This is a genomic window from Streptomyces yongxingensis, from assembly GCF_055597465.1.
Genome location: NZ_CM145717.1, coordinates 9,625,113 through 9,649,666 on the forward strand (window position 1 = coordinate 9,625,113; position 24,554 = coordinate 9,649,666).

At 74.0% G+C, this 24,554-nt stretch carries 19 protein-coding genes and 1 pseudogene; 12 read left to right on the forward strand and 8 right to left on the reverse strand.

Annotated features, from left to right (window positions below):
• The first annotated feature begins 213 nt into the window (after nt 1-213).
• From ACZ6TD_RS41150 to ACZ6TD_RS41195, 10 genes are all read left to right on the forward strand, one after another.
• Nucleotides 214-2,139, forward strand: a complete 1,926-nt coding sequence (locus ACZ6TD_RS41150) for an FAD/NAD(P)-binding protein (protein WP_471346383.1) — start codon at nt 214-216, stop codon at nt 2,137-2,139.
• Entirely contained in the window at nt 2,136-3,311 is a 1,176-nt protein-coding gene (locus ACZ6TD_RS41155) for a C45 family autoproteolytic acyltransferase/hydolase (RefSeq protein ID WP_471346384.1), read from the forward strand. Before ACZ6TD_RS41150 ends, ACZ6TD_RS41155 begins: the two co-directional genes overlap by 4 nt.
• A complete protein-coding gene (locus ACZ6TD_RS41160) occupies nt 3,308-4,864 on the forward strand; it encodes an ABC transporter substrate-binding protein (RefSeq protein WP_471346386.1) in 1,557 nt (518 codons plus the stop codon). Before ACZ6TD_RS41155 ends, ACZ6TD_RS41160 begins: the two co-directional genes overlap by 4 nt.
• Nucleotides 4,861-5,793 (forward strand): ABC transporter permease, encoded by a 933-nt coding sequence (locus ACZ6TD_RS41165; protein WP_471346388.1) that lies wholly within the window; start codon nt 4,861-4,863, stop codon nt 5,791-5,793. Before ACZ6TD_RS41160 ends, ACZ6TD_RS41165 begins: the two co-directional genes overlap by 4 nt.
• Nucleotides 5,790-6,677: an ABC transporter permease gene (locus ACZ6TD_RS41170; protein WP_471346390.1), complete on the forward strand. Its 888-nt coding sequence runs from the start codon at nt 5,790-5,792 to the stop codon at nt 6,675-6,677. Before ACZ6TD_RS41165 ends, ACZ6TD_RS41170 begins: the two co-directional genes overlap by 4 nt.
• A complete protein-coding gene (locus ACZ6TD_RS41175) occupies nt 6,674-7,858 on the forward strand; it encodes a M24 family metallopeptidase (protein WP_471346392.1) in 1,185 nt (394 codons plus the stop codon). The genes ACZ6TD_RS41170 and ACZ6TD_RS41175 overlap by 4 nt, the downstream gene beginning before the upstream one ends.
• A 22-nt stretch (nt 7,859-7,880) precedes the next feature.
• Nucleotides 7,881-10,214, forward strand: a complete 2,334-nt coding sequence (locus ACZ6TD_RS41180) for a dipeptide ABC transporter ATP-binding protein (RefSeq protein WP_471346393.1) — start codon at nt 7,881-7,883, stop codon at nt 10,212-10,214.
• The gene (locus ACZ6TD_RS41185; RefSeq protein WP_471346395.1) at nt 10,211-11,419 is read left to right on the forward strand and encodes a peroxidase-related enzyme; all 1,209 of its coding nucleotides are present in this window, start codon (nt 10,211-10,213) and stop codon (nt 11,417-11,419) included. Before ACZ6TD_RS41180 ends, ACZ6TD_RS41185 begins: the two co-directional genes overlap by 4 nt.
• Entirely contained in the window at nt 11,416-13,776 is a 2,361-nt protein-coding gene (locus ACZ6TD_RS41190; protein WP_471346396.1) for a molybdopterin-dependent oxidoreductase, read from the forward strand. Before ACZ6TD_RS41185 ends, ACZ6TD_RS41190 begins: the two co-directional genes overlap by 4 nt.
• A gap of 70 nt (nt 13,777-13,846) precedes the next feature.
• Nucleotides 13,847-14,749: an SCO4651 family lipoprotein gene (locus tag ACZ6TD_RS41195; protein WP_471346398.1), complete on the forward strand. Its 903-nt coding sequence runs from the start codon at nt 13,847-13,849 to the stop codon at nt 14,747-14,749.
• A gap of 41 nt (nt 14,750-14,790) precedes the next feature.
• Here ACZ6TD_RS41195 and ACZ6TD_RS41200 read toward each other — a convergent pair whose 3' ends face one another.
• The 4 genes from ACZ6TD_RS41200 to ACZ6TD_RS41215 all read right to left on the reverse strand — a co-directional run bounded on the left by ACZ6TD_RS41200 (nt 14,791) and on the right by ACZ6TD_RS41215 (nt 19,393).
• Nucleotides 14,791-15,039 carry a DUF5133 domain-containing protein gene (locus ACZ6TD_RS41200; RefSeq protein ID WP_471346399.1) on the reverse strand — a complete coding sequence of 83 codons (249 nt, stop codon included), beginning with the start codon at nt 15,037-15,039 and terminating at the stop codon, nt 14,791-14,793.
• Nucleotides 15,040-15,151: 112 nt separating this feature from the next.
• Nucleotides 15,152-16,687 (reverse strand): FAD-dependent oxidoreductase, encoded by a 1,536-nt coding sequence (locus ACZ6TD_RS41205; RefSeq protein WP_471346401.1) that lies wholly within the window; start codon nt 16,685-16,687, stop codon nt 15,152-15,154.
• A gap of 263 nt (nt 16,688-16,950) precedes the next feature.
• Nucleotides 16,951-17,481 (reverse strand): hypothetical protein, encoded by a 531-nt coding sequence (locus ACZ6TD_RS41210; protein WP_471346403.1) that lies wholly within the window; start codon nt 17,479-17,481, stop codon nt 16,951-16,953.
• Nucleotides 17,482-17,938: 457 nt separating this feature from the next.
• On the reverse strand, nt 17,939-19,393 hold the full coding sequence (locus ACZ6TD_RS41215; RefSeq protein WP_471346405.1) for a serine hydrolase domain-containing protein: 1,455 nt from the start codon (nt 19,391-19,393) through the stop codon (nt 17,939-17,941).
• Between the two features lie 213 nt (nt 19,394-19,606).
• On the opposite strand from ACZ6TD_RS41215, the gene ACZ6TD_RS41220 reads away from it, so the two are divergent.
• Complete coding sequence (locus ACZ6TD_RS41220; protein ID WP_471346407.1) at nt 19,607-20,695, forward strand: enoyl-CoA hydratase/isomerase family protein; 1,089 nt, start codon at nt 19,607-19,609, stop codon at nt 20,693-20,695.
• A 101-nt stretch (nt 20,696-20,796) separates the two neighbouring features.
• Here ACZ6TD_RS41220 and rpsN read toward each other — a convergent pair whose 3' ends face one another.
• The gene (rpsN, locus tag ACZ6TD_RS41225; RefSeq protein ID WP_471346408.1) at nt 20,797-21,102 is read right to left on the reverse strand and encodes a 30S ribosomal protein S14; all 306 of its coding nucleotides are present in this window, start codon (nt 21,100-21,102) and stop codon (nt 20,797-20,799) included.
• Nucleotides 21,102-21,338 (reverse strand): 50S ribosomal protein L28, encoded by a 237-nt coding sequence (rpmB, locus tag ACZ6TD_RS41230; RefSeq protein WP_471346410.1) that lies wholly within the window; start codon nt 21,336-21,338, stop codon nt 21,102-21,104. Before rpmB ends, rpsN begins: the two co-directional genes overlap by 1 nt.
• Nucleotides 21,339-21,433: 95 nt before the next feature.
• Between rpmB and ACZ6TD_RS41235 the strand changes: the two are divergent.
• Nucleotides 21,434-21,539, forward strand: a pseudogene (locus ACZ6TD_RS41235) (30S ribosomal protein S18); the annotation flags it as partial.
• A gap of 4 nt (nt 21,540-21,543) precedes the next feature.
• Here ACZ6TD_RS41235 and ACZ6TD_RS41240 read toward each other — a convergent pair.
• Together ACZ6TD_RS41240 and ACZ6TD_RS41245 are read right to left on the reverse strand one after the other, a co-directional pair.
• Nucleotides 21,544-22,938: an MFS transporter gene (locus ACZ6TD_RS41240; RefSeq protein WP_471346412.1), complete on the reverse strand. Its 1,395-nt coding sequence runs from the start codon at nt 22,936-22,938 to the stop codon at nt 21,544-21,546.
• 94 nt (nt 22,939-23,032) lie between these two features.
• On the reverse strand, nt 23,033-24,550 hold the full coding sequence (locus ACZ6TD_RS41245) for a mannitol dehydrogenase family protein (RefSeq protein ID WP_471346414.1): 1,518 nt from the start codon (nt 24,548-24,550) through the stop codon (nt 23,033-23,035).
• Nucleotides 24,551-24,554: the final 4 nt, after the last annotated feature.

The window sequence follows — 24,554 nt, forward strand, 5'->3', positions numbered from 1 at the left end:
TCGCGGCCGGGCCGACCGGCAGGAGCAACACCCTATTCCCCGTCGTCCGGGAAATCTGATGCAACAGATCCGCCCCCCGCCCCGCTCGCTTTTCCGCGCGGACTCAAAGCCACCATTTGGGATTCCCCAAAGAGACTTTTGACGTGCGAGGACGCTGCCCGCAAGATTTCGTTCCGCCGCTTTCCCGTGCCGTCCGAGAAATGTGACATCTTTATGAACGATTCCGCTGTGCCCGCACCGGGGCCCGACCGCCGACCGGTCGACGCGGTCGTCGTGGGTGCCGGTCCGCGCGGGGTGTCGGTGCTGGAACGGCTGGTGGCGAGGGCGGCCCCGGGCGACCGTCCGCTCCGTACGGTGCTGGTCGACCCGTATCCGCCGGGCGCCGGGCGGGTGTGGCGGCGTGATCAGCCACCGCAGCTCCTGATGAACACGATGGTGGCCGACAACACCGTCTTCCCCGATGGATCGGTGCGTGTGGACGCACCCGTGGACACCGGCCCCACGTTCTCGGAATGGCTGCGGGGTATCGCCGGGAAGGGCCATCCCGATTCCACCGCCGCGGAATTCGCCGCCCGCGCCGATGACCGCGACTACGCCCCGCGCCGGGTCTACGGGGCCTATCTCACCGACGCGTTGGACCGGATACGGGCGGCCGCGGGGGACCGTATCCGGATAGCGGTCCGCACGGCGGCCGTGGTCCGGGTGACGCCCCTGACGGCCCCGGAGGGCTCCTCCGGCACACCGGCCGGATACGAGGTCGTCCTGGACGACGGGGGCCGGCTGGCGGCCCGGGCCGTCGTCCTCGCCACCGGCCATCTCGACGCGCCCGCCACCCCGCCGCGACGCGAGCCGCTCCACCTCCCCGGCGGCCACCCCACCGACTACCCCCTCGACGCCATCGCCCCGCGCGCCCGGGTGCTGCTGCGGGGCGGCGGGCTCAACGCCTTCGACGTGCTCGCCCTGCTCACCCTCGGCCGGGGCGGCCGCTTCGGTGAGCACGGCTACTCCCCCAGCGGCCGGGAGCCGCGCGTCTGGATCACCAGCCGGCGCGGTGTCCCGTTCCACGCCCGGGTGGACGCCCCCGGGGTCGCGGCGCCCGTCGCCTTCCTCACCCCCGAGCGGATCGCCGCGCTCGCCGCCCGCGACCGGCTCGACTTCCGCGCCGATGTGCTGCCCTTGCTGCTCGCCGACCTCGAACTCGCCTGGTACGACCGGGTGCTGAAGCTCCACGCCGACCAACTGCCCGACCCCGGCGCGCTGCGCCGCGCCCTCGCCGAGCCGCCCGGCCCCGACCGCGACCGCGCGCTGCGCGCCGCCGCCCCCGCCGCCCTCCGGCTGGACCTGGACGCGATCGCCGAACCGCTGCGCGGGCGGAGCTTCGCCCACTCCGCGGAGTTGCACGCCTGGTGGGCCGGGTACCTCGACGCCGATGTGGCCGCGGCCACCGACCCCCGGGTGCCCCCGCCCGCCGCGCTCGCCGTCGCCGTGCGCCAGGCGCGCCCCGCGCTGCGCACGCTCATCACGGCGGGCAACCTCAGTGGCGAGTCGTACCGGCGGGACGTCCTCGGCTGGCTCAACGGCTTCGCGGGCTTCGTCTCCGGCGGCCCGCCCGCGCTGCGGGTCCGTCAACTGCGGGCGCTGCTGGACGCGGGCGTGGTGCGCCTGCTGGGGCCGGTCCGCCCGGGGACCCGGGGGGACTCCGCGGTCGTGGCGGGGCTGTCGGTACGGCCCGACGCGGTGATCGACGCCTGGCTGCCGGGAACGGACGTCACCACCGAAGGCCCCGGCGTCGTCCGCCGCCTCCTCGCCGACGGCATGGCCCGCCCCCACCGGCTGGCCTCGGGCGACACGGACGCCCCACCGCTGCCCACCGGCGCGCTCGACGTCCGCCCCGCCGACGGCCGGCTCCGCCGCCCCGACGGCACGGCGCACCAGGCGCTCTTCGCCGTGGGCGTCCCCCTGGAAGGCGTCCGCTGGACCACCGCCATCGGGGCCCGGCCTGGTACGGACGCGGACTTCTTCCACGAGACCGACCGCGTCGCCGCCGAACTCCTGCGCGCCGTCGGCCCACCGGACCGCCGCCCCGCCGCCGCCGTCCCGGCCCCCCGCCGTCCCCTGACCGAGGAGAGTCAGCCGTGACCGTCGCAGAACCCGTCCGCGCCGCCCACCCCAGCCGCTGGCGGGAGTGGGGCCTGGCCCCCGGGCCGGCCGGGGAGCCGGCCGACCCCGCCTATCTCGACCTCCGCGGCGACCCCGCCGAACAGGGCCGACAGCACGGCCGCGCCGCCCGTGCGGCGATCGCCGCCAATATCGCCGCGGTACGCCGCGACATCGGCGAACTGTGCACCGACGAGGAGTCGGTGAGCCGCTACCGCCAGTGCCTCGCCGCCAACGCCGGTTTCGTGCGCCGCCACGACCCCGGGCAGTGGGCCGAGCTGTGCGGTATCGCCGAGGGCGCGGACGCGCCCCTGGACGACATCCTCGCCCTCAACCTGCCCGCCCATATGGTGCTGCGCTGGGTCCCGCAGGAGTGCAGCCAGCTCCTGGCCACCGGGGACCGCGCCGCCGCCGGGCACACCCTGCTCGCCAAGACCCGGGACATGGCCGGCCACTTCGCCCGGCATGTCGTGCTGCGCCGCCGCTACCCCGACGGGCGGCGGATGACCGAGGTCACCGTCGCGGGCAGCGTCCTGTGGCCGGGCAGCGGCATCAACGACTCCGGGGTGGCGATGTCCACCTCCGGCGTCTGGAGCGAGCGCACCGGAGTGGACTGGCGGGCCTCCGGCACCGGATGGATCCTCATCAACTCGCACGATCTGCTGCGCCGCGCCCGCACCGCGGCGGAGTTCGCCGACCTGCTGCGCGGGCAGCCCCGGCTGAGCGGGCTGAACATCGCGCTCGCCGACCCGGCCGACCGGCTCGCCGTGGAGGCCACCGCCTCCGAGGTGACCGTCCGCGACCGGGCCGACCACCATGTGCTCACCAACCACTACGAGTGCCCGGCCACCGCACCGCTCGCGCCCGGCCCGGACGAGAACGCCTCCTCGTACCACCGCGCCGCCACCGCGGGCCGCGCCCTGGGCACCTCCCACGGGCTCACCCCGGGCGCGCTCGCCGAACTGCTCGCCGACCACACCGGCTATCCGCAGGACTCGCTCTGCCGCCACCAGGTCGAGGGGGCCGGCTCCGAGACGACCTACGCTTCCATCGCCGTGCTCCCCGAGGGCGCCTTCTATGTGACTCTCGGCAACCCCTGCGCCTCCGACCGGACGGTGTTCGGCGACTCCCCGGCAGCCGGAGCGGCCGGATGAACGGCACACCACCGCTGACCCGGCGCGGTCTGCTCGGCCTCGGCGCCGGGCTCGCCCTCACCCCGGCACTGGCCGGCTGCCTGCCCGGCGACACCCCTCGGGACCGGGCGGACGCCTCGCATGTGGTGATCGGGCTGTCCGCGGCCGTCACCACCCTCGACCCGATGAACACCACCTCGGTCGGCACCGATCTGTCCGTGCTGTCCTCGGTCCACTCCTCGCTGGTCACCCGCAAGCCGGATCTGACCATCGGCCCGGACGCCGCCACCTCCTGGCGGCGCGTGGAGCCCACCCGCTGGCGGTTCCGGCTCCATCCCCGTGCGGCGTTCGCCGACGGCACCCCGCTGGACGCCGATGTCGTGGTCTGGAACGTCCGGCGGCTGCTCAACGCGGACAACGCGCTGCGCATGACCCCCAACTTCCCCGCCCTCACCCGTGCGGAGAAGGTGGACCGGCACACCGTCGACCTCATCACCTCCCGCCCCGACGCCGATCTGCTCGGCGCGCTGTCCTTCCTGTATCTGCTGGAGCCCCGCTGGGCGGCGCGCCACAAGCCCGCCACCGGGGCGATGGGATCCGGCCCGTACACGATCACCGGTTACAGCCCCGGCGGCACCATCCAGCTGCGCGCCCGCGACGACTACTGGGGCCCCGCGCCCGCCATCCGCCGGGCCACCTTCCGGATCACCCCCTCCGAGGCCGCCCGCGTCTCCGGGCTGCTCTCCGGGGAACTCGACGCCGTCGCCGGGCTCGACCCGCAGGACCTGAACCGGCTGCGCGCCGACCGGGGCCTGAGGATCCAGCGGCTGGACACCACCCGGATGGCGTTCATCAAGCTCAACACCCTCAAGGGCCCGATGCGCGACGTACGGGTGCGGCGCGCGGTCAACTACGCGGTCGACAAGCGGGCCATCACCTCCAGCCTGCTGAAGAACACCGTCGATCCCAGCCCCGGCCAGCTGATGACCCCGTCCTACTCCGGCTACACCGAGGACCTCACCGGCTACCCCCACGACCCGGACCGGGCCAGGGCGCTGCTGCGCGAGGCCGGTTACGGCACGGGCCGCCCGCTGAGGCTGGAGCTGACCGTGCCCAGCGGTCAGTACGTGGCGGGCGAGCTGGTCGTGCAGGCCGTGGCCCAGCAGCTCCGCGAGACCGGTGTGAGCGTGAAGATCAACAGCGTGCCGTTCGCCGTCTACATGCAGAAGTACCTGCAGCAGAAGGCGATGCCCGACATGCAGTACATCACCCAGGCGTGGCCCACCCTCGCCGCCGGCGGGCTCTACGGGCTCTTCGTCTCCGACAGCCCCTACGCCTACTGGCGCGACGAGGAGTTCACCGACGCCGTCACCCGGGCACGCGGCACCGACGACCGCACCGAGCGCGACACGCTGTACGGCCGTGCGGCGCGGCGCGCCCGCGACCAGGCCCCGGTGCTCTTCCTCTTCCCCCAACCCGGCCTCTACGCCACCGCCGAGGGCCTGAACTGGCGGGCCAGGCCCGACGACTGGGTCCGCCCCGCCGAGATGTCCTGGACAGGGGCCACGCGATGATCCGTTTCCTGATCCGCCGCCTCGCGCTGACCGCGCTGGCCGTCTGGGGCGCCCTCTCGACCGTCTTCTGCGTGCTGCACTCCTCCGGCAACCCCGCCGTGCTGATGGCCCCGATCGGCTCGCCGCCCGAGAAGGTCGCCCAGCTCAGCCACGCCCTCGGCTACGACCGTCCGCTGGCCGAGCAGTACGCGTCGTTCTTCGGCGACGCCCTGCGCGGCCACTTCCCCGACTCGCTCACCTTCCAGCAGCCCGCCATGGACGTGGTGCTGCAACGGCTCGGCGCCACCGTGCTGCTGGCCGCCGTGGCCCTCACCGGTGCCGCCGCCGCGGCGCTCGTGGTCGGGCTGTGGACCGGGTCGCGCGAGGGCGGCGGGGCGCGCCGCGAATGGCCCATGTGGCTGGTGTTCCTCGCCCAGTCGGTGCCCGGCTTCTACATCGGTGTCCTGCTGGTGTGGGTCTTCGGGGTGGAGCTGGCCTGGCTGCCCACCTCCGGCGCCACCACCGCCACCTCCATCGTGCTGCCCGCGGTCACCCTCGCCTGCGGGGTGCTGCCGCCGCTGGCCCGGGTGTTCCGCAACAACCTCCGCGGTGAGCTGGCCCGCCCGTACTCCCGCACCGGGACGGCGCTCGGCATGAGCCGCGCCCGGGTGGTGCGGCACGCCGCGTACGGATCGATGCTGCCCACCGTCACCGTCCTCGGGCTGGAGGCGGGTGCGCTGCTCGGCGGCACCGTGATCGTCGAGTCGGTGTTCTCCTGGCCCGGCGTCGGCCAGCTCGTCATCACCGCCCTGCAGAACCAGGACTATCCGCTGGTCCTCGCCGACCTGACCTTCCTGATCATCGCCTTCGTCGTGGTCAACCTGGTCGTGGACCTGCTCTACGGCGTGCTCGACCCGCGCGTCCGGCACCAGGCAGGAGAGAGCCGATGAGCCACCTGGACCAGCGAGGCCGGCGCTTCCGGCCGGGCGCGGCCGGCACCACCGGCGCCGTGCTGCTCGCCCTCGTGGTGCTGATGGCGCTGCTCGCGCCCGTGCTCGCGCCGCATGATCCGCTCGCCCAGGACCTCGCCCACACCGACGCCGCGCCCGGGGTCCACGGCCATCCGCTCGGCACCGACCAGCTCGGCCGCGATCTGCTCAGCCGGCTGCTGTACGGCGCCCGCACCCCGCTGCTGGTGGGGGTGCTCGCCGTGGTCTGCGGCGGCCTCGTGGGGACGCTGCTCGGGCTGCTGTCCGGGTTCGCCCGCGGCTGGCTCGACCAGGTGCTCTCCCGGCTCGCCGATGTGCAACTGGCCCTGCCGTCCGTCCTGCTGGCGCTGCTGGTGCTGACCTTCGGCGGCCAGTCCACCGCCGTCCTGGTGCTGGTGATCGCACTGACCGGCTGGCCCGCCTACTTCCGCCTCGTCCGCTCACGGGTGCTCGCCCTGCGCACCATGGCGTATGTCGAGGCGTCGCTGACCCAGTCCATCGCCACCTGGCGGGTGCTGGTGTACGACCTGCTGCCCGGGGTGCGCGGACTCGTCGCCGTCACCGCCACCCTCGATCTGTCCCGCGCCGTGCTGATGGAGGCCGGACTCACCTATCTGGGCCTCGGCGCCCAGGCGCCCGCCCCCGACTGGGGACTGATGGTGGCCGAGGGGCAGGGACAGCTGCTCGGCGCCTGGTGGATCGCCGTGACTCCGGGCCTCGGCCTGGTGGCGCTGGTGATCGGCGCCAATCTGCTGGGGGAGCGGCTCGCCGAGCGCGGCGGGGGACGCCGCGCGGCCCGCAGCACCGTGAAGAAGACCGTGACCGCGAGGAGCACCACCGCATGATCCCCGACACCGAGACCGTCCGCGCCCGCTGGGTCCGCGTTCAGCACAACCTGCGCGCCGACGGCGTGGACGCCATGGTCGTCGTCAAGCCGCAGAACACCTTCTACCTCTCCGGCTACACGCCGATGATCTACTCCCATCCGGTGCTGGTGGTGCTGCCCGCCGAGGGCGAGCCGGTGTTCATCCTGCACGCGCTGCGCGCCCACAGCTCCCGCACGGTCTCCCGGATCTCCGACATCCGCCCCTACGGGCGCTGGGCCAAGGAGATCGGCCCCGACCACTGGTGGCAGGTGCTCGCCGAGGTGATGGCCGAACGTGGGCTGGGCGACGCCAGGATCGGCATCGAGGGCGAGTTCCTGCCCGCCAACTACCAGCGCACACTGGAACGCACCCTGCCCGAGGCGGTCTTCACCGACACCGGCCAGGCCCTGATGCGCGCCCGCTATGTCAAGGACGCCGCCGAGCTCGAATCGCTCCGTGTCGCCTGCGAGATCGCGGACGCGGGCATGGACGCGGCGCTGGAGGCGGTCGCCGCGCGGCGCAGTGAGGTCGAGGTCTCCTCGGCCGTCATGCGCACCATGCAGGAGGTGTGGTCCAGCCTCCACCCCGACCGGCTCGCCATGGACTTCGGCAACCTCGAGGGCGGCGTCTTCAATGCCCTGTGGGCCTACTCCCTGGTCGGCGACCGGGTGCCGATGAACTCGGCACCGCCCACCTCTCGCCGCCCGGTCGACGGCGAGATCCAGTGGACCGTCATCTGGACCGCCATCGACGGCATGCACGCCGAGAACGAGCGCAGCGTCGCCGTCGGCCCGCTCCCCGCCGAGCGGCAGCGCGCCTTCGAGGCGCTGCTGGCCATCCGCGAGGAGGTCCGGCCCGTTCTCCGGCCGGGACTGACCTGCGCCGAGGTCTACGAGGCGGCCCGGGAGAGCTATCTGAGGCACGGCTACGGCGACTACCTCCCCGGCCGCATCGGCCACGGTCTGGGCCTCGGCCCGCATGAGCAGCCGAGCCTGGGCCCGCACGACGACCTGGTGCTGGAGCCCGGGATGACGCTCACCTTCGAGCCGAACCTGCGCATCCCCAGCTTCGGCGGTCTGCAGCACTCCGACAGCCTGGTGATCACCGAAGCCGGCCATGAGCTGCTGACCCACACCCGACGCGACCTGATCCAGGTCTGAGCGGTCAGAGAGGACGGAACCGGTGACCGAACAGGAACGGGCGAACCCGCTGCTGGAGGTGTCCGGCCTGAGCGTCGCCTTCCCCGACGCCGGCGTCGAGGCCGTACGCGAGGTGTCCTGGCAGGTCCGGCCGGGCGAGACGGTCGGCCTGGTGGGGGAGTCGGGCTCGGGCAAGAGCGCCACCGGACTGGCGGTCCTCGGCCTCCACGGGCCGCGGGCACGGATCACCGGGTCCATCCGGCTCGGCGGCCAGGAGCTGGTCGGCGCCGGGGAACGCACCCTGCGCGGACTGCGCGGCCGCCGCGTCTCGATGGTCTTCCAGGACGCCCTCGACGCGCTCAACCCGTATCGCACGGTCGGCGCCCAGATAGCCGAGGCGTACCGGCTGCACCACGATGTGAAGCGGTCCGAGGCCCGCACCCGCGCCGTGGAGCTGCTGGAACGCGTCGGCATCGACCGGCCGGAGCGGCGCGCCAAGGAGTATCCGCACCAGTTCTCCGGCGGGATGCGCCAGCGTGTGATGATCGCCGCCGCCCTGGTCAACGAACCGGAGCTGGTGATCGCCGACGAGCCCACCACGGCGCTGGACGCCACCGTCCAGGCCCAGGTCCTGGAACTGCTCGCGGAGCTGCGGCGCGAGATGGGCATGGCGGTGGTGCTGGTCACCCATGACTTCGGGGTGATCGGGCAGATGTGCTCGCGCGTGGTGGTCATGTACCGGGGCCGGGTCGTCGAACAGGGCCCGACCGATCACATCCTGACCGCCGCCCAACACCCCTACACCCGCGCCCTGGTGGCATCCGTCCCCCGCATGGACGACACCCCCGGCACCCGCCTGGCCACGGTCCCCGAAACCGTCGCCGCCCTGGTGGGCCCGGTGGACGAGGAGTCCCTGGCGGACCCCACCCTGCGCATCCCCTCCGGCGCGCCGAGCGCCACGATGGCGCCCCAGGGCGCCTTGGCCGCGTCTGGGGGGCCGGCGGCTGAGGACGCGGTGGCTGAGGGTGCCTTGGCCGCGTCCGAGGGCACGGTGGCTCGGGGCGCTTTGGCTGCGTCCGAGGGCGCGGTGGTTGAGGGCGCTTTGGCCGTGCCTGAGGGCACGTCGCCCCAGGGCGCCTTGGCCTCGTCCGAGGGGCCCCGCCCGGCCGTTCAGGGCGGCCGGGGGCCGGTCCCGGAGCCGGGGCCGAACTCGCCCAACGGGCCGGACCCCGCGTCGGCGCCGGCCGCGGGGGCGACGGACGGCCCGTCCGCCGGGCCACCCGCGGCGGCGGTGCCCGACTCGGGCTCGGGCGGGGGCGGGCCCCTCGCCGCTCCCACCGCGGTGGACCAGGGCGCCGACTCGCGGTCGGCGTCGGTTTCCGGCGAGGCGCCCGCGCGGACAACGGACGGCGCGCCCGCCTCGCAGGAGGCGGACGGGCTGCCCGTCCCGGTCTCGGGCGAGGAGGCACTCCCCGGCGTGGCGGCGGACAATCCAGCCCGTCCGGCGATTGAGGACCGGGGTCCGGGGCGGAGCCCCGGCAGGGGGGCGGGGTCGCAGCCCCCGGCGGGGGCCGGGGCGGATCCCCGGTTCGGGAAGGGGCGGGGTGGGGAAGACCCCCTGCTCGAGGTCCGAGCGCTCACCGTCACCTACCCCGGCACCCTCGCCCGCCCCCCGCTCAAGGCCGTCGACGACGTCGACTTCGCCATCGCACCCGGCGAATCCTTCGGCCTCGTCGGCGAATCCGGCTCCGGCAAGAGCACCATCTCCCGCGTCCTGCTCGGCCTCCAGCGCGCGGGCTCCGGAAGCGTGCACTTCGACGGCGAGGACATCACCCGCGCCACCCGGCGCCGCCGGGGGGAGCTGGCCGCCGGGATCCAGATGGTGTTCCAGGACCCGTACGGTTCACTCAACCCCGACCGCCGCGTCGGCGACACCATCGGCGCCGCGCTGCCCCGCGGCGCGGCCCGCCGTGAACGGGTCGCCGCCCTGCTCGCCGAGGTCGGCCTGGACCCGGAGTTGGCCGGTGTCTACCCGGACCGGCTCTCCGGCGGGATGCGCCAGCGCGTCGGCATCGCCCGCGCCCTCGCGCCCGAGCCCCGGCTGCTGGTGGCCGACGAGCCGGTGTCCGCGCTCGACGTCTCCGTCCAGGCGCAGGTGCTCAACCTCCTCACCAAGCTGCGCCGGGACCGGGGTCTGGCGATGCTCTTCATCTCCCACGACCTGACCGTCGTACGGCACATGTGCTCGCGGATCGCCGTACTGCGCCACGGCCGGATCGTCGAGACCGGGGACCGGGAGCAGATCATGGAGCGCCCGGGCAGCGACTACACCCGTGCGCTGATCGAGGCCACCCCGTCCCCGCGCCGTCCGGCATGACCGGCATGAAAGGCCCCGAGGTGCACCAAGCCGTGCAGAACACCGAGCACCCCATCGACGTCATCGACGTACTGGACCACTTCGCGGGCGCCACCCCGGAGCTGGCCCGGCTGCGCGCCCTGCGCCCGGAGCTGGCCGAACTGGAGCAGCGCGCGTATGACGTGCTGTTCCCACCCGGCCCCGGGGCGGCCGCCGACACCGGCGTCAGCGCCGCCGAACGCGCCGCGGCCGCCCTCGCCGTGGCCGTCGAGCACCGCCGCGCCCCGGCCGTCCGCCACTACCGCACGCTGCTCGAGGCCGCCGCGGGGGACGCCACCACCGCGGACCGGATCACCGCCCGCGCTCCACTGAACGGCGATACGGCGGCGACGGCGGCGGCACGCCGTATCGCCGCCGCCGTCGCCCACGCCCGGCTGCTCACCCACACCCCGGCCGAGGGCGGACCCGACGCGCTGCGCGCCGCCGGATTCACCGATCCGCAGATCGTGACGCTCTCCCAGACCATCGCCTTCGCCAACCACCAGATGCACCTGGCCGCCGGGCTGGCGCTGCTGGCCACCGGTGACTCCGGTACCGGCACCGACCCCGGCGCGCCCTCGACCACCGTGTCCGGGGGGCCGCGGTACACCACCGACGTCCTCACCTGGCACCCCGCCATCCGTCCGCTCGCCCCCGAGGAGCTGAGCGAGGAACACCGCACCGCGCTCGCCGGCAAACGGCGCGTCGACACGGCGTACTTCCGCACCCTCGGCCATGACCTCGGCATCCTCGCCGTACGGACCGCCATCGACCTGGCCGCCTTCACCGCCGAGGGCGGACTGCCGCGTGCCGAACGGGAGTTGGCCGCCACCGCCGTATCGCTGTACAACGGGTGTGTCTACTGCGCCTCGGTGCACGCCCGGCTCACCGCCCGGCTGCACGGCGACCCCGCACCGGTGCACCGCTTCCTGGCACACGGCTCCACGGCCGTCCTCGGCCGCCGCTGGAAGCTGATCGCCCGGCTCGCCGCGGGGCTCGCCCCGGTCCCGGCCACCGCCGCCGAAGCCGATGCGGAGGCGCTGCGCGCGCTGGGCCTCACCGAGCTCGCGCTGGTCGACCTCGTACACTGTGCCGCGTTCTTCGGCTGGGCCAACCGCCTGATGCTGAGCCTCGGTTCGGTCGAGGGGGAGGCTCAGGAGAACGACGGGAGGAAGGCCACCGGATGACCCCGGACCCGCCAGGCCACGCGATGGCCCAGGACGCGCCGCCGAACCCGGACCCGGACGCCCCGCCGAACCCGGACCCGGACGCGCCGTCCGCTCCCACCCCCCGCCCCCACAGCTCGCACTGGGGCACCTTCACCGCCGCGCCCCTCCCCGGCGGCGGCCTCGAGGTGATCCCCGACCCCGGGGACCCCGACCCGTCGCCCCTGCTGCGCAACGTCCCCGCCGCGCTCGGCCCCCGGGGCCGGGTGCTCGCCCCGCATGTCCGCCGCGGCTGGCTGGAGCACGGCCCCGGGCCCGACCCCGAGCGTGGTGCGGACACCTACGTACGGGTGTCCTGGGACGAGGCGATCTCCCTCCTGGTCCGGGAGTTCGGCCGGGTCCGCGCCGACCACGGCAACCGCGCCGTCTTCGGCGGTTCCTACGGCTGGGGCAGCGCGGGCCGCTTCCACCACGCGCAGAGCCAGATCCACCGCTTCCTCAACTGCTTCGGCGGCTACACCCGTTCGGTCAACACCTACAGCCTGGGCGCGTCCCGCACCCTGCTGCGCCATGTCGTCGGCGACGACTCACCGATCAGCGCCCCCACCACCCTGCCGGTGCTGGCCGAGCACACCGGCCTCTTTCTCTGCTTCGGCGGTATGCCGGCCAAGAACTTCCAGGTCAACGCGGGCGGCCTCAGCCGTCATCGCACCGCGGAGCGGCTGGCCGCGGCCCGCGCCCGCGGTGCCCGGTTCATCCTCGTCAGCCCGGTGCGCGACGACCTCGCGGCCGAACTCGACGCCGAGTGGCTGGCCACCGTCCCCGGCACCGACACCGCGCTGATGCTGGCGCTGAGCCATGTCCTCATCGAGGAGGGGCGCTACGACGCGGACTTCTGCCGCACCCACTGCACGGGCTTCGACACCTTCGCCCGCCATGTCCTCGGCCAGGACGGCTCCGCTCCCAAGACCCCGCGGTGGGCCGAGGCGATCTGCGGCATCCCCGCCGCCCGGATCGCCGAACTCGCCCGTGAGCTGACCCGGCACCGGACCATGATCTCCCTCAGCTGGTCCCTGCAACGCGCCCACCGCGGTGAGCAGCCCCTGTGGGCGGGGATCGCCCTGGCCTGCCTGCTCGGCCAGATCGGGCTGCCCGGCGGCGGCTTCGGCCATGGTTACGGAGCCACCGCCGGCATCGGCGCCGGCACCCTCCCGTACCGGCTGCCCACCCTCGACCAGGGCATCAACCCCGTCCCCGACTTCATCCCCTGCGCCAGGATCGCCGATCTGCTGCTGCGCCCGGGGGAGACCTTCGCTTACGACGGCGGCCGGTACACCTACCCCGACATCCGCCTCGTCCACTGGGCCGGTGGCAACCCCTTCCACCACCACCAGGACCTGGCCCGGCTGCGCCGCGCCTTCGGCCGCCCGGACACGGTCGTCGTCCATGAGCCGTACTGGACGGCCACCGCCCGCCACGCCGATGTGGTGCTGCCCGCCACCACCACCCTGGAACGCGACGACATCGGCGGTGCGAGCCAGGACGCGGCGCTCATCGCCATGCACCGCGTCGCCGACCCGGTCGGCGAGGCCCGCGACGACTTCCGTGCCCTGTCCGACCTGGCCGACGGGCTCGGCATCGGCCACGACTTCTCGCAGGGCCGCGACCAACGCGGCTGGCTGGAGCACCTCTACGAGAGCTGGCGCGCGGGGCTCGACCCGCGGTACGCCCCCGAGGAGGACTTCGACACCTTCTGGCGGGCGGGCCGGATCCCCCTGCGCGGTCTGCGCGAACACCACACCCTCTACGCCGGTTTCCGCGCCGACCCCGGCGCCCGTCCGCTGGCCACCCCGAGCGGCCGCATCGAGCTGGCCTCGGCGACCATCGCCTCGTACGGCTACGACGACTGCCCGGGCCACCCGGCCTGGCTGCCCCCGGACCCGGGGCAGGACGCCGAATATCCCTTCTGGCTCATAGCCAACAACCCCGCCACCCGGCTGCACAGCCAGCTCGACCACGGCGAGCTGAGCGCGTCGTCGAAGGTCGCGGGCCGTGAGCCGGTCCGGCTGCATCCGCGGGACGCCGGGGCGCTGGGGCTGGGCGACGGCGACGTGGTGCGGATCCGCGGCGCCGTCGGCAGCTGCCTGGCCGGAGTGCGGATCAGCGACGCGGTACGCCCCGGGGTGGCCCAACTCGCCACCGGCGCCTGGTGGGACCCCTCGGCGCCCGAGGTGGCCACCTGCGTCCACGGCAACCCCAACGCCGTCACCCACGACATCGGCACCTCGCGGCTGACCCAGGGCTGCACCGGACAGCTCACCCGCGTCGCCCTCGAACGCCACGACGGCCCCCTGCCCCCGGTCCGCGCCCACGGGTAGCTGTCGGCGTCTGCTGGTACTGTCCCGGATCACAGTGAAACGAACAGAAGTTCTGCAAGGGGTGGGGTTTATGGCCATCGTCGTACATGGCGGACATGGCAGGGGTGCCCGTGCGGCCGGTGCCGTGCTCACCGCCGTGCTGCTCTGCGGCGGCGCGGTCGGCTGCGGATCGTCCGGCGCGGACGGGAAGCAGGAGGGCAAGGCGGGGGAGAAGTCCTCGGAGCAGGTGCGGATGGCCCCGGCGGCGGCCGTGCGCACGGCCGCCGAGAAGAGCGAGAAGCTCACCTCGTTCCGCTACCGCATGAGCGGCCGCACCCCCGAGGACGGGCGGATCGAGGGCGAGGCGGCGATGAGCGTCAAGCCGGTCGCCGTCAGCATGAAGATGCGCGCGGTCGGCCAGGGCGCGGACGCGGCGGTGGAGATCCGGATGCTCGACGGGGCGATGTACCTCGACGGGGGCAAGGAGGCCGCCGCCGGGCTGGACGGCAAGACCTGGCTCAAGCTGGACCTCTCGGCGCTGGGCGAGAAGGCGACCGGTTCGCTGGGCGGCGGTGCGCTCTCCCGCCAGGCCGACAAGAACCCGGCCGACGAGTCGGCCTTCCTCTCCGGCGCCGACGATGTGAAGCGGGTCGGCGAGGAGACCATCGACGGAGTGCGCACGACGCACTACCGGGGCACCATCACCTCCCGCCAGATGCGCGCGAGCCTGAAGGGCGAGGACGCGGCGACCCGCGAGCGCCGCGAGAAGAACCTCAAGGCGTACGAGGAGATGGGGGTCGACCGGCTGTCCATGGACATGTGGATCGACCCGGACGGCCACACCAAGCGGTTCCGCGTCCGCGGCGAGGGGGACAAGGGCCCGCTCGACATGACCATCACCTTCTCGGCCCTCAACGAGCCGGTCACGGTGAAGGCGCCGCCGGCCGACCAGACCATGGACCTCTCCGAGCTGGCGAAGGGGGCCGAGGGCTGATCGGGCGGGGGCGCCTTCACCTGTAGGCGGCCGCGGCGGGCTCAGGCGCCCGGTGTGCCCGCCCCGGCCGTGAGGGCCGAGTCGTCCTCCACCCGTGCGCCGGGCAGCCGGTGCCGGGCGGCGATGAGGGCGGCGTCCACATCCCGCGTCCCGGTGGAGACGCACAGGGTGTAGGCGAGATCGTCCATCCGCTGTCGTACCTCGGTGCCGCCCGATTCGGCGTGCAGCATCCGCAGCGTCTCGTACTGCTCGATGAGGTTCTGAAGTACGACCGGGTGGGCCATCAGCACGGCAGTGGTCCTTTCTCAGCCGACGGGTTGACGCCAGGCGTGTACCCCCGGGGCCGGGGGCCATGTACGTGTTTCATCCAACAGAGCCCGCGGGAACATCGGACGCCGCGGGTCAGATGTCGCGCTGCTCCAGGGGCCGGTTGGCCGGGCCCTGGAGCACCCGGCCGTCGGTGCCGAAGCGGGAGCCGTGGCAGGGGCACTCCCAGGCCCGCTCGGCGGCGTTGAACGCCACGAGACAACCCATATGGGTGCAGCGGGCCGAGACCGCGTGGGCTGTGCCGTCCTCGTCCCGGTAGACGGCGCGGCGCCGCCCGTCCAGGCGGACCACGGCCCCGGTGCCCGGGGCGATCCGGTCGGCCGAGTCGGCCCCCGGGGTGCTCAACGTGCTCAGCCGGTCGCCGACGAAATGCCTCCCGACGTGGACCTGGTGGCTGATCAGCGCGGGGGCCTCGCGCAGCGCGGTCCCCAGCCGCCGGGGGTCGTACAGCCCGGCCCACTCCGGCCGCTCACCGCCGATGAGCGCGGTGAGCAGCCGGCCCGCCATGATGCCGCCGCTCAGGCCCCAGCCCGCGAAGCCCGTCGCGACGTAGGTGTGGCGCGCGCCGGGGTGGAAGGGGCCGACCATCGGCACGGTGTCCGTGGGGTCGTTGTCCTGGGCGGCCCAGCGGTGGGTGATCTCCACGCCGGGGAAGCGCTCCCGGGCCCAGCCCGCCAGCCGCTCGAAGCGCTCGGGGGTGTCCCCGGTGCCGGGGGTGAAGGTCTCGCCGGTCACGATCAGCAGCCGTCGCCCGTCGCCGTACGGCGCGGTGCGCACCGACCGGGTGCGCTGGTCCGGGGTGATGTACGCGCCCTGCGGATCCCGGTCGGCGGGAAGGGGCCCGGCCACGACGAGTTCGCGGCGCGGCGAGAGCCGGGCGAACAGCAGCGCCCGGTCGAACACCGGGTAGTGGGTGGCGATCACCACGTCCCCGGCCGTCACCACCGCCCCGCCCTCCGTGGTGACCCGGCAGGGGGTGCCCTCCTCCAGGCCGGTGGCGCGGGTGTGCTCGTGGATCCGCCCGCCGCGGGCGCGCAGGTCCTCGGCGAGCCCGAGGAGGTAGGTGCGCGGATGGAACTGCGCCCCTCCCTCGACCCGGACCGCGCCCGCGACCGGGAAGGGCAGCCCGGTCTCGGTCACGTACGAGGCGGGCAGCCCCGCCTCGCTCGCGGCGTCCGCCTCGGCGCGCATGGTGTCAGCGCGCGCCGGGTCCTCGGTGTAGGTGAAGGCCGGGACGCGCTCCAGATCGCAGTCGACGCCGAGTTCGGCCGCGATCGCCGCCGCCCGCTCGACGGCGTCCGACTGCGACTGGGCGTACATCCGCGCGCCCTCCGGCCCGCGGGTGCGCCGCAACCGGTCGTAGATCAGCGAATGCAGCGCCGTGAGCTTGGCCGTGGTGTGGCCGGTGACGCCCGCGGCGATCCGGTCCGCCTCCAGCACCGCCACCCGGCGCCCGGCGCGGGTCAGCTCCCACGCGGTGCTGAGCCCCGCGATCCCGGCACCGATCACGGCGACATCGACCTCCAGGTCCTCGGTCAGGGCCGGGTGGGGGGTGCCGGGCGGGGCGGTGTCCATCCAGTACGACTCGGGCGCGCCAGGAAGTTCGGTCATCGTTCCCGAGTGCCCACCGGCGACCGTCTGAAGCGGGTGGCCCGAAGTGGGCGGGTGAGGCGGGAAGGGGAGGCGGGCGAACCGGCCGCCGCCTAGTCCTTCTGACGGATCTCCGTGGAAGAAGGAGCGGCGTCAGGGGGGCACCTCCCAGCGGTAGCTGGGGGAGCGTGAAGCCCTCGTAGCGGAGCTACTTGGGTTTTCGCACGGTGCGGCGAGAGGGCGTGCCGGGCGTCGCGACGCCGCGGAGATCCGTCAGAAGGGCCCTACACCGGCCCCTCGGCCGCGATCAGCGCCGAGGCGGCCCGGGAGTGCAGCGAGTCCAGGGCGGTGAGCTGCTGCCCGGCCCGCTCCAGCAGCTCCGCGAGGCGGCCCGTCTGGAGCCGGGTGTCATGGACGGCCACGGCGAGCAGTGAGCGCCACAGCAGCGCCTTGCCCTCCACGCCCACCCGGAGCGCCTCCAGCCCCACCAGCGTGTTCACCCCGGTGCGCCGCCGCGGTCGGCTGCCCGGCGCCAGCCGCGCCGTGCGCTCGGCCGCCCGCGACGCGCGGAGCTTGCCGCGGCGGACGGGGACGTCGAGCGAGGCCATGCACCACAGCAGCGACCTGCGGTCCTGGACGAGTTCCGCGGTGAGCCTCGCCAGCTCGCCGCCGTAGGCCGAGCGCCGGTGTCTGCGGGTCATCCGGCGGGCCAGCCCGACCGCTGCCGTGGCGGCCACCAGATGGTCGTTGAGGTAGATCCCGAGCCACGGCGGCGCGTGGATGCCGCCGGAGCGGGTCGCGGCCGGTACAGCCATGGTCGTCCTCCCGACGCCGGGCCCCGAGCAGCGCTGTCACGACTCCGACGGGTACCCGCCGGGAGGACTCCCAAGAGACGGCCGCCGGGGAGCCGCTCCGCGGGCCGCGGCGAGGGCGCGCCGGTGCGGGTCTTCGAGCGCGTCCAGCACGACCGTGCGCCCGTGCCACTCCAGCCCCAGCCCCGCCCGGGTGGCCAGGTCGAGCAGGATCGTGGGCGGTGTCGGAGAAGACGCGGTCGGTGGTGATGTCCGCCACCACCGGCCGGGCGCACACGTCGTCGGCGGCCCCGGCGAGGAGCAGCGGGGCTCCGGCCTCGGACAGGGGCCGCGCACAGCGCGGCAGACCCCGCACACCCCCCCCGCCGTGCTCTCCCGGACCCGTGACAGATCCACGACCACGGCGGCGCCGGGGGTACCCCGGACCCGGGCCGTACCGTGGTCAGACCGGCGGAACGAGTCAACGCGGCCCCGGCGCGCGCATGGCGTGCAGCGGTCCGCGGTGCAGCGGTGTCGTGCGCCACCGCGCGGTGAAGACGCGGTCCGCGAGGGAGCAGGTGACCAGCAGGTGATGCGGGGTCTCCAGGAACGCGATGTCCACGGTCAGCGAGTCCGGGTCCGTCCAGCCCCCGCTCACCGCCGTGGGGACGGGCGCCTCCGGCCCGGTGTGCACCCGCCACCCCGCGCCGTCGAACCCCAGGTCCAGCCGGGACGCCCGCTCGGCCAGCGAGACGGCCCATCCGCCGGAGCCGTCCTCGGCCACGGTGACCCCGGTCAGGGTCGGCTGGTCCGCGCAGACGCCGCCTTCGGGGGAGAACTCCGCGCCCGACCAGGCGCCGGGGTCCGCGAGCGGCGCGGGCTTCGCCGCCAGCGGCGGCAGGGCGAGCCGGGACAGCCGCCGCTCCAGCGCGGCGTCCTCGTCCTCGCGGCCGGTGAGCGGCGCGTCGCCGAACGCGGGCAGCAGATGCTCCCAGACCGCGTCCAGGACGGCCTGCATCCGCTCGGTGTCCGCCGTCGTGGCGATCACCACATCGTGCTCGGGCAGCACCAGGCAGAACTGCCCGTACGCCCCGTCGCCCCGGTACCCGTGCCGGGACATCCAGAACTGGAGCCCGTACCCCCGCCGCCAGTCCGGCCCCGAGCCGCCTGCCATGGCCTCCTCGGTCGGGATCCACAGCCGCGTCGCCTCGGCGACCCAGGAGGCCGGAAGCAGCCGCTCGCCCTCCCACTCACCGCCCCGCAGATACAGCAGCCCCAGCCGGGCGATCGCGTCGGTGGCCGCGAACAGCCCGCTGAAGCCGATGTCGCGCCCGGCCGGCACCTGGAGCCAGGCCGCCTCGCCGATGCCCAGCGGATCGAACAGGCGCGGTCGCAGATACTCCGTCAGCGACCGCCCGGTCACCCGCTGGACGATCGCGGCGAGCGTGTACGTGGCGGGCTGGTTGTACGCGAAGACGGTGCCCGGCGCGCGATCCGGCGGAAGCCGCAGGAAGCCGCGCACGGGCTCCTCCGGGTCCAGCCCGAACGCCCGCTCCAGGGTCTCCTCGAGGTGTCCGCTGGCCATGGACGCGACATGGCGTACCAGCATGGCGCGGCTGCCCGGATCGGTGATCTCCGCCTCGAACTCGGGGAAGTACGAGATCACGGGAGCGTCGAGGTCCAGCAGCCCCTCGGCGGCGGCCAGCCCCGCCGCCGTGGAGGTGAAGCTCTTGCTGAGGGAGTAGAGCAGATGCGGCCGCTCGGCGGTGTACGGCGCCCACCAGCCGGAGGCGATCAGCCGGCCGTGGCGCAGGATCATCAGACTGTGCGGCTCGATGTCCGGCGCGCCCTCGACGGCGTCGAGGAAGGCGTGGACGCCCCGCGCGTCCACGCCCTCGGCGGCGGGGGTGCTGGTGGGCAGCGGATGAGCACTCATCAGACGGGTCCTCGTGGGGTCAGGGGTGGGCTGCGCCAACCCTCCCCGGCGGGGCGGCGGGTGTCCAGAGGGTTTTGTGCCGCACGGCCGCACGGCCGCACGGCCGCATGGAGGGCGCGGCCGCGGCGGGCCGAGGGCCCGCTGAGAGGATCGGCGGTGACGGATCGCCGGTGATCCGCGAACGCACCAGACGCCGGAAGGAACGAACACCTCGTGACCGACTCCGTGACCGACCGCGTGACCGACCGCCTGACCGACGACGACGCCGTGCTGACGCGCGTCGAGGGCCGCGCCGGACATCTCACCCTCAACCGGCCCCGCGCCCTCAACGCCCTCACCCATCCGATGGTGACCCGCATCGCCGAGGCCCTCACCGCCTGGGAGCGGGACCCGGCCGTCGAGACCGTGGTGATCGACGGGGCGGGGGAGCGCGGGCTGTGCGCGGGCGGCGACATCCGCCTGATCCACCAGGACGTGACCTCGGGCGGCGGCGCGGCCTCGCGGGCGTTCTGGCGCGACGAGTACACGCTCAACGCCCGGATCGCCCGCTACCCCAAGCCGTATGTGGCCCTGATGGACGGCATCGTGATGGGCGGCGGTGTCGGGATCTCGGCCCACGGCGGCGTGCGGATCGTCACCGAGCGCTCCCGGGTGGCCATGCCCGAGACCACGATCGGCTTCGTACCGGACGTCGGCGGCACCCATCTGCTGGCCCGCGCACCGGGCGAACTGGGGACGCATCTGGCTCTCACGGGAGCGTCGGTGGACGCCGCCGACGCCCTGCGCTGCGGGCTGGCCGACCATGTCGTCCCCTCCGGGCAGCTGCCCGCGCTGACCCGGGACCTGGCCGCGGAGCCGGTGGCGGACGTCCTGCCCCGGTACGCCGTCGAGGCCCCGGCCGGGACCCTGGACGGCCGGCGGGAGTGGATCGACCACTGCTATGCGGCGGACACCGTCGAGGAGATCGTGGACCGGCTGATGGCCGTCGGGGAACCGGCCGCCAAGGAGACCGCCGAGACCCTCCTCGCGAAGTCCCCCACGGCGCTGAAGGTCACGCTGGCCGCCGTCCGCGGGGCCCGGGCGCTCGGGTCGCTGGAGCGCGTCATGGAGCAGGAGTACCGCGTCTCCTGCGCGGCCCTGTCCCGCCCGGACCTCATCGAGGGCATCCGCGCCCAGGTGATCGACAAGGACCGCCGCCCCCGCTGGACCCCGGCGGCTCTCGCCGAGGTCACCGACGCGGAGGTGGCCGATTTCTTTCTGCCGCCCGTCGACGGTGACCTCCGCCTCGTCGACGCTCCGTAGCCGGACGCCCGTCGGCGTCGACGGAGGGACCGTCGGCGTCGACGGACGAAAAAGTGTGCCAAACGGCACAGGTCAACGGGGTGATCCGGCCCGGCGGGCGGTCACCAACTGCTCTTGGTCACCCCGGGCAGTTCGCCCGCGTGTGCCATTTCGCGCAGCCGGATCCGCGAGAGGCCGAAGGCGCGCAGATGGCCGCGGGGGCGGCCGTCGATGGAGTCGCGGTTGCGTACGCGGGTGGCGCTGGCGTCGCGGGGCTGGCGGCGCAGTTCCCGCTGGGCGTCGAGCCGTTCCTCCGCCGGGGTCCTGGGATCGGCGATGACCGCCTTCAGTTCGGCGCGGCGCTCGGCGTGGCGGGCCACGATCACCCGGCGCTTCTCGTTCTTGGCGATCTTGCTCTTCTTGGCCATCAGACCTTCCCTCCCCGGGCGCGGATACGGGCCACGGCGGCCTCGATGCCGATCGCGTCGATGGTCTTGATGGCCTTGGTGCTGAGGGTGAGCCGGATGTGGCGGCCCTCGCTCGCCAGCCAGTAGCGCTTGCGCTGCACGTTGGGGTCGAACCGGCGCTTGGTGCGGCGGTGGGAGTGCGAGAGGTGGTGCCCGAAGCCGGGCTGCCGGCCGGTGAGCTGGCAGTGGGCGGACATGGTTCTCCGTTCGGTCGTGTGGTGTGTGGATGCCGCGGCAGCGTAGCAGCTAAATGAAAACGAAAACCACTTCGGTGTATGCTGTGGCCATGGGTATACGCAGCCGCCGGGTGACCCGGGTCAGCGCGCGGCAGCAGCGCCACCTCCCGTGCGATCACGAACGCGCGGGAGCTGGCGCTGCTGCCCTACGGGTCGCGCTAGGACCTCACCGGCACACCGGCTCGGTGCTGTCGGCCGCGGTGTTCAGGTCGCGGTCGAGGGTTTCCGGGGACATCCGGGTGGCGACGAGGCTGACCGCCGTGACCAGCGACATATAGACGGCGACCGGTATCCAGGAGCCGGAGAACGCGGTGAGGAGCGCGCTGCAGATCAGCGGCGCGACCCCGCCGCCGATCAGCGAGGAGAACTCCCGGCCCAGCGTGACGCCCGCGTAGCGGTAGCGCTTGCCGAACAGTTCGGGGAAGTAGCTCATCTGGACGCCGACCGAGCCGTGGCAGGCCAGGATGAAGCCGATGACGATGGCCACGGTGATCGCCACGTGTGAGCCGGTGTTCAGCGCGATGAAGGTCGGGGCGGGCAGCAGCACCAGCGCGGCGGCGATGGTGGAGTACACCGGGCGCCGCCCGAGGCGGTCGGAGAGCGTGCCGAAGCAGATGGCCGCGAGACCGCCGCACAGGGCCCCGATCAGCAGCACCTGGGGGACGAAGTCCTTGTCGACGCCGACGCTGGACACCAGGTAGGAGGCCATGAAGACCTGGTAGGTGTACGACTGGGTGCTGACGCCGAAGTTCATGAACAGCGCCAGCAGCATGGGCTTCCGGCCGTGCCGGAAGACCTCCTTCACCGGTGAGGCGGGCCGCTCCCGCCGCTCCTTGAGCTCGGTGAAGACCGGGCTCTCGTCGAGCTTGCGGCGCAGCACCAGGGCGATCAGGGTCACGAAGAGGCTGCTGCCGAAGATCAGCCGCCAGCCCCAGCTCATCAGGGCGTCGTCGGGCAGGCGTTGGGCGAGGATCCAGGCCACCGCGCCCAGGGCGGTGCCCAGCGCGGCGCCGGTCATGACGAGGGAGGACAGTCTGCCGCGGCGTCCGGGGGCGGCCGTCTCGGTGAGCAGGGTGGCGCCGCCGGACTGCTCGGCCCCGGCCCCGAAGCCCTGCCCCATACGGCAGATGAGCAGCAGGATCGGGGCGAGCAGCCCCACCTCGTTGTAGGTCGGCAGCAGTCCGATGGCGAGGGTGGAGCCGCCCATCAGGAGCAGGGTCGCCACCAGCACCCACTTGCGGCCGAGGCGGTCGCCGTAGCGGGAGAAGAAGAGCCCGCCGAGCGGGCGGGCGGCGAAGCCCACGGCGTAGGTGCTGAAGCTGGCCAGGATGCCCACGGACGGTGAGGCGTTGGGGAAGAACAGATCGCTGAAGATCAGCGCCGAGGCGGTGCCGTAGATGACGAAGTCGTACTGCTCGAGCGCGGTGCCGATGAGACCGGCCAGGGCGGCGCGGCGCACCGCGCGGGGGTCGGCGGGTGGTTCGGAAGGGGCGGAGGGGGCGGAGGGGGAGGTGGCCGGTGACGGGGGACGCGTCGTGGCGGGGGTGAAGTTGCTGTCCATGATCCATGCCTCCTTGAACGGATCGATGCAGCGGAGCGGCGGGGAGGAGGGCAGGTGAAAGGGGGCGGGGGAAGTGGGCGGACAGGGGACGGGGTCAGCGGTGGGCGGGGGTCCGGAGAGCCCCTGCGGCGTCGGCGGCCGCGGCGGCGGGCCCGTGGCGGACGATGAGGTCGATCAGCTCGGAGACCCGGGCGGCGAAGTCCGGGTGGTCTCTCAGTCCGTCGCCGAGCAGTCCGCTGTCCAGGACGGCCTCGACGAAGGACGGTCCGGAGGCGGTGGAGCTCCGCCCGGCGAGGGTGGCGAGCGTCTCCCGGGCGGGGTCCGCCATCGCGGTGGCGTGGGGGCCGGGGGAGAAGCCGGGGCGCGGTGCCACGCAGCACAGATACGCGGCGACGGTGAGCGCCAGATGGTGGGGCATGCGTCCGGCCCGCAGATGGAACAGGGCGGGTTCGGGGACCCGTTGGCGCAGTTTGACCGAGCCGTCGGAGCCGACCTGCCGGGTGCGGTGGCCCAGGGCGGTGTTGGCCCAGCGGTCGAAGAGCTGCCCGGTGTAGTGGTCGGGGTCGATGTCGGCGGGCACGGTGAGGGTCGGCAGGTAGTCGTCGTGGAGTACCGCGCGGGCGGCTTCGGCGATGAACGGCCGGGCGGTGGCGTCCGGGATGGTCTCCCGTCCGTCCAGTGCGCCGAGGTAGGCGATGAGGGAGTGGGTGCCGTTGAGCAGCCGCAGCTTCAGCAGTTCGTAGGGTTCGACGTCGTCGGTGAAGAGCGCCCCGCCGGTTTCCCAGCGCGGGCGCCCGGCGGCGAAGCGGTCCTCCATGACCCACATGCTGAAGGGTTCGGCCGGCACCGGGACGGTGTCGCGTACGCCGAGGTGGGTGGCGACGGCTTCGCGGTAGGTGTCGGTGGTGGCGGGGACGATCCGGTCGACCATGGAGTTGGGGAAGGTCACCGCGGATTCCAGCCAGGGCGCGAGGTCGTCGCGTTCGGCCGCCGGGAGGGCCTGGGTGAACTCGTGGACGAGCCGCCTGGTCTGGGCTCCGTTGCCGACGAGGTTGTCGCAGCTGAGCACGGTGACGGGCCGGGCGTGGGCGCGCCTGCGGCGCTGGAGGCCGCGGACGATCTGGCCGATGGTGGTCCGTGGTGGCGTATCGCCGCGCAGGTCGGCCCGGACGGCGGGGGCGTCGAGGTCGAGGCCGCCGGTGCGCGGGGAGAAGGTGTAGCCGTGTTCGGTGACGGTCAGGGTGATGACGGCCGTGGCGGGGGCCGCGAGGGCGTCGAGGAGGTCGTCGGGCTGCTCGGTGGCCACCAGGGCGCCGGTGTGCACGGCGGGGACGGTGACGCGGGTGTCGTCGGGGGAGATCTCCACGACCGCGTAGGCCATCTCCTGGTCGCGCATCGCCCGTGCCACGGTGGCGGAGTGGCTGGCGACGCCGAGGATGCCCCAGGGGCCGTCGGTGTGGCGCAGTGCGGCGGCGGTGTGGACGGCTTGGTGGGCGCGGTGGAAGTTGCCGAGGCCCAGGTGGACGATGCCGGTTTCGGCGGGCGGACGGGGGAGGGTGAAGGCGGCCGCGGGTGCGGTGGCGCGGCGGAGGCGGGGGAGGGCGTGGGGCATCGGG